A 12,803-nucleotide genomic window follows, 5' to 3' on the forward strand; every position below is an offset into this window, starting at 1 on the left:
TTCATTTATTGCAGCTTAAAGTTGGAAACCAGCTTATCGAGTTCATGGTTAGAGTCGGCTAACAGCTCGGTGGCGTTGACCGTCTGGCGCCCGCTGGTCACCAACGTATCGACGATGTCGCGGATAGCCAACATATTGCGGCTCAACTCGCCAGCCACCGTGCTTTGCTCTTCCGTGGCCGAGGCAATTTGCGTGCTGACATCATCGATTTCTTTGACCGAATTGCTCATCACATTCAAGCTATTCGAGACTTCTGAGGTTTTATCAGCGGTAGACTGGCATTGCTCTTTGGTCTTTTCCATCGAATCGACAACACTGCTCGTACCGTCAAGCAGTTTCGCCAACATATCTGAAATTTCCGTGGTGCTGTTTTGCGTCCTTGCCGCCAGTGCGCGCACTTCGTCCGCCACCACCGCAAATCCACGACCTTGCTCTCCAGCGCGAGCCGCTTCAATCGCCGCATTCAGTGCCAGCAAATTGGTTTGTTCGGAGATTTCGCCGATCACATTCAACACTTCACTGATCTTGTTGGCGTCTTTGTTCATGCTGACAATGTGTTTAGACATATCCTCCACATCGCTGACTAAAGCACTCACGGTTTGTACTGCGTTGTTGACAATCACCAGAGATTGCTCAGCCTCTTTGCTCGCACCATCGGTGATGCGGTTAGACTGAATGACGTTTTCCGCCACCGAACGAGCACTTTCACTCATCTCGGTAATCGCCGTTACCACTTGATCCGTTTCCGCTGAATGGGTAAGCAAAATTTTCTCGTTGTCTTTCGCTGTCTGGTTCAACTGAACAATGCTGGAAGAGATCGTCTGACTTGCCGCGGAAACTTGCAGCATCATTGACTGCAAACTTTGCACAAAACGATTGAATCCTTCACCGATCTGGGCGAGATCGTCGCTTCCCTCAACCGCAAGTCGAGCGGTTAAATCTCCGGAACCTTTTGACAAGTCAAGCACCGCTTTTTTAAGTTTCAACAGCGGCTTATACGCTTGTTCTAGGGTAAAGATAATCACGATGGCACTCACTAACAGTAGAATGATCCCTGTCACGAGCGCTTCGCGCTGCGCGTCTCTCACCCCCGCTAGTGCGGTGTCTTGATCAACAAACACCATCAGCGTCCAGTACTTATCCGCCGTCAAATTGACTCGTTGAAAGTAGCCATCAAATTCAATACCGAGATAGGGAAACTGCAAGTGCCCACGGCTTTGTGAGTAAAATGCGCGCTCCATTTCTGCAAATACGGGGCTGACTTGTGAAGGTGTCCGCCCAATATCACTGGGATCGTCACTGGCAAAGAAGACGGCATTTTGATCGGTCAACGTAGCAGCACCGCCTGCAAAGCGCATGTTGCTTACCATAGTTATAATGTCAGCCAGCGGTATGTCACCAAGTAAAACGCCTTGGAAACCCCCTTTGTCATACAGAGGCATTACCGCGCTGATCACTTTCTCGCCTGTTATTTTATCGGTGTAGATCTCCGTCAATCGCACTTGGTTGCCGCTTTTAGCCAGTGAGTACCAGTCGCGACTGACAAAGTCTTGCTGGCCTGTGGTTACCCCATTTCCCTTGGGTAAAGACATGTATGAACGGCCATCATCATAAGCGATGACAACATTGGAGATGCCTGCGCTTTCTGCAAGTAGCCGAGCCTGATTAACATTTTGCTCGTCACTTAAGCTTTTCTTGAAGTGCTTTGCCCCCATTTCTATCGCACGTAACTTCGTCTTAACCGCCTGTTGCAGTTCGTCTACGTGGTAATTGAGTTTGTTCTGTGTTTCGCTAACAAGCGAAGAAACCATTTTTTCTTTAAGAGAAAAGATGTTGAGCGTACCGAGCACCGCCAAAGAGACGGCAACCAGTAGCGCAACACTCACGTAAATTCGAGATTTAAAACCTAAATTCATAGCGCCCCCCTGCTGAACAATCAGCAAAGAAAAGTGAGATTCGGGCGTGTTCGGTTTTAAAAAGAGCTCGTCATACGACACAAATTATGCCAAAAACACACCCAGCCAACGCTATAAAGATAGTTATAGATAATGACAATATGAAAATTATTTTATAAAAATTTAATGCATATTTCTGTATTCTCAGCTCTAAGACAAGTCTATCCCTTGCCAAAGGGCTCCCAAACCACTGACAAAACAGAGCAAGAGAGCAACATAACGGATCTTTTCTTTTGCCAATGAATGCGTGCTCCATAGAGCAAGACGATAACCCAGCCATGCTGCGGGTATTAGCGGTAAGGTAATCTTCAAGTGATACAGAGTAAAGAATCCTGCAGGGATCTGAATTGTGAGCGAGATAAGCGAGCTAAACACGAAGAAAGCGGACAAATTGCCGCGTAGCTGGTTAGCTTCTTGATGTTGCAGGAGCAAAGCCATTGGTGGACCTCCGATGCCAGAACTGGTACCAAACAACCCTGAAAAGAACCCAGCAATGCTCATTCGCAGCGGTGTCGGCTCTACTCTATAGGGCAGCAAACTCACCGCGACGGCAAACAACACCAACAGGCCAATCCATAAAGCCAATACATCCGTGGAAACCAAAACCAATAGAAAACCGCCAGCAATAGAGCCCGGAACACGGCCAATTAGGGCCATTTTTAGTCCACCAATTTCAACGTTACTCTTGTGTTTGAGCGCATTGAGGATGGAAATAAACAGGGCCACTAGACAAATTGGGGCAGGAACGTACTCTGGTGCAACAATGATCAGTAGCGGCGCAGAAACAATAGCCAAGCCAAATCCAATCGCGGTTTGCACAAATGATCCAACAAAGATCAACAATACCGCCAACAACATCACTTGATCCGGCATAGCGATTCCTATTTTAAATGAGACTTTTTATCGCTTGTAATGTACACACATCCACGGTTGAGCTCAAGAGAGGCATATCCCGGGTATTCTCACTACAAATGCAAACGGCCCGAACGAGGATTTGCCACGCATTCCTTCGCTTAGGTATATACTTAGCGCAAGTAAGTCATTGGAAGGGATTGGTTATGCAGAAAAGGAATGCTTCATCGCTTTGGCGCTGCGCTTTTTTTATTACTCTTTTCTGGCCATTTTTTAGCTCTGCAAATAATGAAACCATCACACGTTCTCTTAAAATATGCGGCGATGGCGTTGACTGGCCACCATACACTTACCTTATGGATGGCAAGGCGGCAGGATACGACGCCGACACGATTGCGGCCCTTTTTGCCCCCTTGGGCATAAAATACCAAATTGAGTTAACGTCTTGGACACGCTGCCTTAAAGCCACAAAAGAGGGGAATGTGGATATTGCATTGAGTGCCTCCTATAACGATGTTCGTGCCCGCTACTACTATTTTTCTCAACCTTACTACTGGATTACCCCTACCTATATCTTTGATTCTTTACGCTATCCGGCATCTCCAGCTATTGTAAAAGCTCAGCAGATCGATCAGTTTCAAACTTGTGGCCTTTTTGGCTACAACTACTCCACCTTCGGCATCGATACTGGCCTTATCAAACAGGTGGACGTCTCTCTTTACAAAGCTTTGCAAGCGCTACAACAAGAAGATTGCGATTTGGTGCTGATCTGGAAAGAAGTGTTGGCGGGCTTTAAAACTGTCTGGGGTATAGATTATCTCAACGATCGCTTTCAAACGCGCGACGTACCCGGCGTCACACCGACTCCTATGCACTTTTTGGTTTCTAAGAAGCTTTCCGATGGAGAAATGATTAGAGACTTAATCAATCGACGGCTGTATGAGCTTGAAACACAAGGAAAGCTTGAACAACTACGCCAACAGCATCGTTTCTAGTTTTTCCTAACTCAGAACAGCGCCACACCGCCCAAAATAATGACACGTACTTCCATTGCCTACTAGTGCATAGCACTGCCCTATAAGATATATAGCAAAACATATGACTAGATAAATTTATCCTAATAAAATTTGCCTCAGATCATTCAAACCTCAAGTCGCTCTCGTGCTACAGAGTAGTTTTCTGTACATTTCCCAACATAAACTGCAACACTTCCTTTCTATTTTTATTATTTCGTGGAGATTTCTATGTTGGAACTCTTAATAGGCACTGCAATCACCATTGCTGTCGGCTATTTTATCGTCAAAGGTTATCGCGCATCGGGCGTGCTTCTAACCGCAGGTATCCTACTCCTGATCCTCACCGGCATTTTGGGCCACAAAGTACTCCCAGGCAAAATCGCCTCAACGGGGAACATGCTGACCGACGCTCTGGAATACGTTAAGTTCATGCTGCAAAACCGCGGTGGCGGCCTAGGCATGCAGATCATGCTGCTGTGTGGTTTTGCGTCTTATATGACGCATATTGGTGCAAACAACGTCGTGGTGAAGCAGTTCTCAAAGCCACTTTCCGTGATCAAATCCCCTTACGTTCTTTTGGTTGCTGCCTACATTGTGGCCTGCTTAATGTCACTCGCCGTAAGCTCTGCGACAGGGCTCGGTGTGTTACTGATGGCGACCCTTTTCCCGATGATGACCGCGATGGGCATCTCTCGCCCTGCTGCGGCCGCCGTCTGCGCCTCACCAGCTGCTATCATTCTTTCTCCAACCTCAGGTGACGTGGTGATCGCCGCTGAAAAATCAGGCCTAGCGCTAGACGTTTTTGCCGTACAAACCGTTCTGCCAGTCTCAATCTGTGCCATCATCGTCATGGCTATTGCCACTTTCTTCTGGAACAAATATCTGGATAAGAAAGACAATACTCCAATGGAAAAAATTGATGTGTCAGATATTCAAGCAGACGCGCCCGCGTTCTATGCCCTGCTGCCTTTCTTACCGATCATCGGTGTATTTTTGTTTAACGGTCGTACCATTGAAGGACTTGAGCTGGACATCTACACCATCGTGGTGCTATCGATTTTCATCGGTGCTTTGGTCCATTACGTAGTCAACAAGTTTGATGGCAAGAAGGCGCTAGAAGATATGGACGCGTGTTACGACGGCATGGCTGACGCGTTTAAAGGTGTAGTGATGCTTTTGGTCGCCGCTGGGGTGTTCGCCCAAGGTTTGATGTCCATCGGTGCGATTGACAATCTGCTCCATCTTGCAGAAACCGCAGGCGCAGGTGGCATTGCTCTAATGTTCATCCTCACCGCGTTGACCGTCGCCGCCGCCATTGCCACCGGCTCTGGTAATGCTCCTTTCTATGCATTCGTAGAATTGGCCCCATCATTGGCGGCCAAAATGGGCATCAACCCGGCGTTCTTGATCATCCCAATGCTTCAAGCCTCTAACTTGGGACGTACTATTTCGCCCGTCTCTGGTGTCGTTGTTGCCACTTCAGGCATGGCGCACCTCAGCCCATTTGAAGTAGTAAAACGCACCTCCGTGCCTGTCTTAGCTGGCCTTATTACCGTAATTCTCGGAACCATGGTGCTCGTGCCAATGAGTGCCTAATGCACACTGTAAAAACCAATAAAAACGCCAGCGTGAATGCTGGCGTTCTTTTGTCTGACTCATCACCCAGTTAAACCGCTGATGGTCTTCCCGGCGCTTTAGTTCTTTTCTGACGATAACTGAACCACAGATAAGTCGTAACAATAGAGAAGAAAAGATAGGAGAGCGAAAAAATAAATGGTGAACTGATGATGTCTTGCGATATGCCCCAGCTTACTCCTGCAACCGTCACGACAATTTTCGACAACATGCCACACAAGAGCAAAAAGACCGCCAGATGCGGGAAGCGCGAGCTTCTAAACGCGAACCAGTAGCAACTACCCACCGCTAAAGACGCAATGTACAGACCCAATAAGAAAGAGTGGATGTGATCAGCTGAAGCGTAACCGGCAGTCAAAGAAAACAGTAAAATTAGGAAAATCTTCATAAATACCTCGCTATAAACAGCTTAAAAAGCATCCTTTCATATTTGAAATCTCAGTTTTCTCTATATTTTGCCAAAGCAAAATAAGAGATCAAGAGGGGGATTCTGAGCAAAGTGTGTACAAAAGTTACTTACGGTGTTTGATTTTACAAGCAGTTAACAAGATGATTTTGCAAAATCCTTTCCCTCTCTTGCTCGGCACAAAAGTCGCGACTTTTGCAAGGTTTTGTTACGTATATTTAACAATGGAAATTATTTTCCTTTTTTCTCTACATGTGAAGTAAGTTCCATATTAATTGAAATAGAGCACTCACGCCTTGCAGCAAAGGCCCCCTTCCTCATGCGCTTACAGATCGAAAACATTTTTCTCTCATTAACACAAACTTTGTAACAACACTTTTTTAACTTATAAAAATAATTTTATCTATCAGCCTGAAAAGCGATTCCAATCACATTTGGATTGGTTATAATCCGCGCTCTTTGCGCGACGAGTTGAAAAACGCAAACTTATTTTTAACTTAAACCTACTTTCATTTGTCCCCTCTTAGCATTAGCTCGGAGGCAACACAGAGAACAAACATGAGCAAGATGGATAAAGCTAAGCGTATTCTGCTAGCGGGATTCTGTATCAACCTTTGTCTCGGCATCTTGTATGCCTGGAGCGTCTTCAACAAAGCCCTTGTCACCGATTTTGGTTGGAGTGCTGCAGACGCGTCTTCACCTTATGCAATTGCAACCATCACCTTCTCTGTTTGTCTTTTGGTTGCTGGCATTCTGCAAGATCGCATGGGACCACGTAAGATACTGATTTTAGGTACAACTTTGACCGGTCTTGGCATGATTGCCTCCGGTTTTGCCTCTTCCGTTTTGATGCTCAACATCACCTTTGGCATCATTACCGGTGCGGGTATCGGTTTTGGCTACGCGTGCCTTTCGCCATCAGCGATGAAATGGTTCCATGCATCGAAGAAAGGTCTGGTGAATGGCCTTATCGCGGCCGGTTTCGGTCTGGCAGCGATTTACCTAGCGCCGCTGACTTCTTACCTGATTGGCCAGCTCGGTATTCAAACTAGCTTTATGATTTTGGGGGCTGGCGTCTTGGCTATCGCGGTCCCTCTTGCCTGTACCATTAATAACCCACCAAGCGGTTATGTGCCTGAAGAACCGAAAGCAAAACAGGGCCAAGCACCAAAAACGGTGAAAACAGCGGCCAATATCAGTTGGAAAGGCATGCTTAAAACACCACAGTTTTACGCTCTTTGGATCATGTATGCATTTGCGGCGTCTGTCGGTTTGATGATCATCGGTAACATCACCAATATCGCCAGCGTGCAAGCCAATCTACCCAATGCCGTTTACCTTGCTTCGATTCTGGCGATTTTCAACTCAGGTGGTCGAGTGGCTGCGGGGATCTTATCCGACAAAATTGGTGGTGTTCGCACCCTATTGCTGGCGTTTGTGCTGCAAGGCATCAACATGGTGCTCTTCGCTACGTTCGACTCAGAGCTCACACTGATCATCGGCACAGCCATTGCTGCGGTAGGCTATGGCACTTTGCTTGCGGTGTTCCCTTCCATCACGGCTGAATATTATGGCCTGAAAAACTACGGCACCAACTATGGCGTGCTTTACACCTCGTGGGGCATTGGCGGCGCTATCGGCGCAGCGGTTGTCGGCTACTCAATGACTCATGGCGGAGGTTATGGCTTGGCTTACACTATTTCTTCCGTGATGATGGCCGTGTGTATCGTTCTGGCTTTCATTACCAAGCCAGTGAGCGAAGCAAAAGCGGCTGAGTTACAGGCCAGCGCATAATTACGCATTGATTGAATGCAGAAAAGGCTTACCCTATAAGGTAAGCCTTTTTTATTTAAATGAGTTATGGATAGCAGCATCGAACTTGCCCCAGATTACTATCTGGGAAACTTTTGTAAATTGACTCACCACGCCATTCACTGGTATTCCGATTTACTCACCAAAGAGGAGTTAGATTGGCATACGCGATTTGAGCAACTCAGCAAACCCGCTCAATGTCTACTTGTTCGTCTATACAGTCGCAAAGGCTGTTGGTTTCGTAGCGATAAACTGAACTACGCAGAAATTCCCGACATTGCGCAAGCTTTAGATGAACTAAACCAAGCCACATTGATCGAGTTAAACCCCAAAGTTAGCCATCAAGAACTGGCCGTTCACTTATTGACCAAACCGGAACTGCTCACGCTCTACCCTGCACTGCCACGAACTTTGAGTAAACAGGCACTCGTGGAAAAGCTGGAAGATGGTGAGTTTCATGCGTTTAACTTACTGAGTTTTTCTATCATTAAACTCAATGCCGCTCAGATGATTGATGTTTTGCTTACGCTCTTCTTCGCCAACTCCCATCAAGATCTGACCCAATTTGTGCTGGATGATTTGGGATTACATCAATTTGAGCAGTATCAGCTCAGTGAGCAACGACGCTTTTTCGAACATCGAGAGCAAATCGATCACTTAATTGAGCTTAGCCAACTCACCAGTCTCTATTGGCAGAGCGATCGTAAACTGAAGGCCAATCTGGATTTGTTGCTGGCAGCACTACCAAAGCCTGTTCAACATCCCTACGTAGAACGAAAACGACAACACTTACTCAACGACGTTGCCCGGGATTATGAACGTTTGGGTGAATTTGATCTCGCGTTGTCACTGTTTAAACAATCCTTATTACCACCAAGCAGAGAACGCCAAGCGAGGATTTACGATAAGCAAGAACAGAATCAGGCATTTAGTGACATTGTCACCAAAATGCTGGAGCAGCCCATGGATATCTCTGAGCTGGAAACTGCTGAAAAGTTAATGCAGCGAGTAAAACGTAAACAAGGTTTAAAAGCCGCTAGGAAGGTGAAACCTACGTTTCAAGAACATCGCCTGGAACTAAACCTATCCCAGCAGCGGGTAGAATTAGCGGTCAAAAGTTATTTTGAAGACCAAGGTTGGACGGTGTTTTACACGGAAAATGCTCTGCTTAACGGTCTGCTCGGTTTGACACTGTGGCCTGCGATTTTCGCCCCTATTGAGGGCGCATTTATCAACCCCTATCAACATCGCCCGCTGGATCTCTACCACGCTGATTTTGTCCGCAAGCGCCAAGTTCTGATTGATAAGGCGCTCGAACAGATAAAAAATGGCGATTTTTCGGCTCTTTTTACCACTTATGAGCACAAAGTGGGTATCGCTAATCCACTAGTCAACTGGAGTGTGTTCAGTCACGAGCTTCTACAACAAGCAACAAAAAGCATTCCAGCAGCGATGCTGTACGAGCTTTTTTGCATTCAACTGAGTGACCTAAAACTGTATCGCAATGGCATGCCCGACTTAGTGGCATTTAAAGATGGGCAGTTCGAGTGGATTGAAGTCAAAGGTCCCGGGGATAAACTGCAAGACAATCAGTGGCGATGGATAAACGAGTTTCAACGTTTAAACGTGCCCTTTTCCGTTTGCTATGTGAATCAATAAAATATGTCAATCAAAAAAAGAAGCCCTGCTCAATTGGCAAGGCTTCTGTTGCTTTTAAAGCTGTCTCACCACTCGGAATCCAGCAAAGTTAGCGGCCGAAGAAGGAGCGATAAACAATTGAGATTCGGCTTTGGCCTTTTCTGGAGAGAAGCTCCACGCTCCGCCTTTTAAGAGTCCTTTCGTATCGGACGTCCATTCCCAAACGTTGCCAACCACATCGTAAAGACCAAAAGCGTTTGGCGCGAAGCTTTTCACTGGTGACGAACTATTGTTAGACCAAGGCGTGCCGCCCCAGCCAGTATTTGCTTGGCCAACACCAAACTCTGCACCCCACCAGTACGATTTTTCTGATCCAGCACGGGCGGCGATTTCCCATTCATCTTCGCTCGGTAAACGGTAGAAATAGCCGGTTTTATCCGACAGCCAATTGACATACGCTTGAGCATCATTTTGGCTCACACACACCACCGGAGAGTTATCCTGCTGACTAAAGCCAGGATCACGCCAATATTTATTGGCGACAGGGGCAATCGCAGCTTGCTCAATTCGCGTACAAACTTTTTGTAGCTCTGCGTCGGTTTGGTAATTGGTTTGATCTACAAAAGCGCGAAATTGCGCCACTGTAACTGGCGTTGTGCTGATCGAGAAACCTCGTGAGAGCTTGACTTGTTTGCCTGCTCGCTCACCGATCATATAAGTACCCTGTGTCACCACCACCATCTCAGGTGCAGCCGAGTGCTTACCGATATTATCCGCAAAGGTTTCTCCCGGCTTCGCGACGTTTTGCTTTGCTACTAACTCAGCGCGCAATGTTTGATCGCCATTAATTACCACCAACTGATCAAAAGCAACATAGCCTTCTTTCTCGATTTGAATATGATGTTGACCAACAGGCAGCATCACTTCAGCTGGCGTCGAACCGTAACGTACACCATCGATGATCAATTGATCATCGTATTGATTTGAGCGAATCACCACTGAATGCCAGGCGGTTTCCTTGATTTTTTCTGGTTCAGACGCTTGGCTGGGCGCAAAACAGTATTTGGAGTCAATATCGAGCAGTTTGCACGGCGCATTTTCCGCTGGTCTGGCGTTTAACGTTACCTTAAGCACCGAACTATACTGGTTTTCACCAAGAAACTCTGCTTTCGACACCTGCTGTTGCAACACATGAATGTTCAACGTGGCTTGCGCTTGATTCTGTTTGGCCAACTTAGATTCCGTTGTTCCTTCAAGTAGCGCACTTTGATACTGTCTGACCGCTTTTTGGAGCGCTAATGTGTTGGTTTGCTTAGCACATTGTTCCAGCGTCATATCAGTTTTACAGCTGTTGACGTAAGCCACAGTCTGCTCGCCTTTTTGGCTAATTTCACTGCGAATGGTTGCAACACGAGCGCGCTGGCGATCTTCTTTCAAATTGGCAATTTTTTGCTCGATAGCGAGTTTTTCCGCTTTAAGTGCTTGTAGCTCGGCGGCAAAAGTCTCTTCCTGCTGCTGAGAGTCCAATCGCTGCTGCTGGTTCTGTTTCACCTTGGCCCAAGCGGCTTGATACGCATTTTGCGATGGAGCCAGATCAAAATCCGGTGCATCACTAACACGTGCGTAATCTTTGGCAAGTTGCGCTTTGGCATTTTGCAAACGTGAGCTCAGCTCTTTGCCCTGCGCTTCGAGTCGGCTCGTTTGTTCTTGCTGATTGTTCAGCTCATTTTGCTTAGAAAATATCTTCTTTTCTGCTTCATTAAGCAGCGTGTTTTGTGAGAACAGCGCATCTTCAACGGCAACAACAGAAACGGTTTCTTCCTGAGCCATTGCAGGAGTGCCAGAGACTACGGGAATGATCGCCAGAGCCAGTGCAGATAAAACTAAACGCATGATAAATACTTCAATATGACCACAACAAAACGCTATTCCACCAGAAACAGCCGTGCAATGAAAAAGGCAAAAGCAGGGGTTAACCCTGCTTATCTTCTACCAGCTTAACCCAAACCGTATCGGTACCACCGACGTAGATTTCACGGTTGTAGGTTTGATACCCCGGCTTCGAGACCGTGAAGCGGTGTTTACCTTTAGGTAGCAATAACTCGACGGGAGTACTGCCGTAGTTTACCCCATTGATGGTCACCGCATCATTGTACTGATCAGAGCGAACCGTCACCGTTACCCAGTCTTTCTTCTCTTGTTTGGTAGAGGTGCTACTGTTTGATAAGCAGTAACGACTCGACACTGCCAATAACTGACAGGCAGCGGATGGATCTGGCTTGGCCTGCAACTGTGCCTGAATGTGCGTGGTGTAAGCACCGTTGCCGGAAAAGCCACTTTCTATTGTTTGACTTTCCTGCACATGAATATTCAGTTGTACACCTTGTAGGTTCTGCTTGGCTAACGCTGACTCAGTTAAACGGTCTAAAAGTTTGTCTTTAAACGTGTTTACCGCCTTTTGCTTAGTCAGATACTTACTTTGACCAATACACTCACCAATTGTCATGGTTGAAGAACAGGTTGCGGTGTAGCGCGTTTCCAGCACTGAACTTTCACGCAATTCTGCTTCCAGACGTTTAACGCGGGCTTCAACTCTGGCTTCCTGCAAATTGGTGTATTCGCTATTTAAACGAGCAAGCTTTTGCTTTTGTTGAGAAAGGCGTGATTCGCTCTCAACAATGTTCTGCTCACTTTTTAACTTCTCAGATTGGTTCTGTTTCACCGCTTCCCAAGATTCTTGATATTTCTTTTGGAAAGAGACCAAATCGGTATCAGGATCTTCAAGCAGGCGAGCATATTGTTTGTCTAGGGCCGCTTTGGCGCGATTGCGCTTCGCTTCTAGCTCTTCCCCTTCTCTTTGAAGGCGAACATTGTCATTCTTCAGCCCCTTTAGTTGGCTGCTCTCGACAGCGTATTGCTCTTCAAGAGCTTTGATTTCCTGCTGTTTGATATCCAGTTTTTCATCAACCGCTGAAACAGGATCGGCCTGAATCACATCTTCTGCCATCGCCGAAGATGTCCAGGAAAAACTTAGCGCAAGCAAAAGCGCTGGGATTGGACGTTTGATCATAGTTCCCTGCTCAAATAACGTTACATTCTGTACGCACAAAACGAGGAGATTACCCCTCGTTAAACTAAAACACCCCAACTCATACACAGACCCGCATCTGCATGGAGAAGAGATCCAGGCGACCTAATTTTTTATTTGAAACGGTCATCTGAAAAATCATTGTATATCAATCCTGTTGAGAATATTGTTTCCAAAGTCCTAACTGAATCACACTTTTGAGCTAATTGCATAATTTTCGCCCATTTTTCTCTACTAGTTCGACACTCAGAGGACGTACCCACTTGTTTACAATAAGAAAACAAGTGAATAGTAAATAAGTTAACTGGCTCGAACTTAAGTAAAAAGTCTCATAGCTGCGGGGATTTAACCGCAATTTTTACCTCAGTCGATAACTAAAATGAACCTGATTACCCCCTGCT

Annotated in this window: 9 protein-coding genes; 4 read left to right on the plus strand and 5 right to left on the minus strand. The window is 46.5% G+C overall.

Features of this window, described 5'->3' with window-relative positions:
* Window positions 1-5: 5 nt before the first annotated feature.
* Together EWA64_RS19690 and EWA64_RS19695 are read right to left on the minus strand one after the other, a co-directional pair.
* Window positions 6-1,916 (minus strand): methyl-accepting chemotaxis protein, encoded by a 1,911-nt coding sequence (locus EWA64_RS19690; protein ID WP_061894673.1) that lies wholly within the window; start codon window positions 1,914-1,916, stop codon window positions 6-8.
* Between the two features lie 189 nt (window positions 1,917-2,105).
* Window positions 2,106-2,828, minus strand: coding sequence for a sulfite exporter TauE/SafE family protein (locus EWA64_RS19695; protein ID WP_061894529.1), 723 nt, complete (start codon window positions 2,826-2,828; stop codon window positions 2,106-2,108).
* Window positions 2,829-3,013: 185 nt separating this feature from the next.
* Here EWA64_RS19695 and EWA64_RS19700 point away from each other — a divergent pair, with 185 nt between their 5' ends.
* Both EWA64_RS19700 and dcuC read left to right on the plus strand, forming a co-directional pair.
* Complete coding sequence (locus EWA64_RS19700; protein ID WP_061894528.1) at window positions 3,014-3,802, plus strand: substrate-binding periplasmic protein; 789 nt, start codon at window positions 3,014-3,016, stop codon at window positions 3,800-3,802.
* 249 nt (window positions 3,803-4,051) lie between these two features.
* Complete coding sequence (gene dcuC, locus EWA64_RS19705) at window positions 4,052-5,419, plus strand: anaerobic C4-dicarboxylate transporter DcuC (RefSeq protein WP_061894527.1); 1,368 nt, start codon at window positions 4,052-4,054, stop codon at window positions 5,417-5,419.
* A 70-nt stretch (window positions 5,420-5,489) separates the two neighbouring features.
* Here dcuC and EWA64_RS19710 read toward each other — a convergent pair whose 3' ends face one another.
* A complete protein-coding gene (locus EWA64_RS19710; RefSeq protein ID WP_039436959.1) occupies window positions 5,490-5,846 on the minus strand; it encodes a hypothetical protein in 357 nt (118 codons plus the stop codon).
* A 576-nt stretch (window positions 5,847-6,422) separates the two neighbouring features.
* On the opposite strand from EWA64_RS19710, the gene EWA64_RS19715 reads away from it, so the two are divergent.
* On the plus strand, window positions 6,423-7,658 hold the full coding sequence (locus EWA64_RS19715) for an L-lactate MFS transporter (protein ID WP_061894526.1): 1,236 nt from the start codon (window positions 6,423-6,425) through the stop codon (window positions 7,656-7,658).
* A gap of 66 nt (window positions 7,659-7,724) precedes the next feature.
* A complete protein-coding gene (locus EWA64_RS19720; protein WP_061894525.1) occupies window positions 7,725-9,335 on the plus strand; it encodes a VRR-NUC domain-containing protein in 1,611 nt (536 codons plus the stop codon).
* A 54-nt stretch (window positions 9,336-9,389) separates the two neighbouring features.
* On the opposite strand, the gene EWA64_RS19725 is transcribed toward EWA64_RS19720, so the two are convergent.
* Both EWA64_RS19725 and EWA64_RS19730 read right to left on the minus strand, forming a co-directional pair.
* On the minus strand, window positions 9,390-11,207 hold the full coding sequence (locus tag EWA64_RS19725) for a formylglycine-generating enzyme family protein (RefSeq protein ID WP_061894524.1): 1,818 nt from the start codon (window positions 11,205-11,207) through the stop codon (window positions 9,390-9,392).
* Window positions 11,208-11,286: 79 nt separating this feature from the next.
* Window positions 11,287-12,384 (minus strand): PEGA domain-containing protein, encoded by a 1,098-nt coding sequence (locus tag EWA64_RS19730; RefSeq protein ID WP_061894523.1) that lies wholly within the window; start codon window positions 12,382-12,384, stop codon window positions 11,287-11,289.
* Between the last annotated feature and the right edge of the window lie 419 nt (window positions 12,385-12,803).

It is taken from the genome of Vibrio cidicii, assembly GCF_009665415.1.
GTDB lineage: Bacteria > Pseudomonadota > Gammaproteobacteria > Enterobacterales > Vibrionaceae > Vibrio > Vibrio cidicii.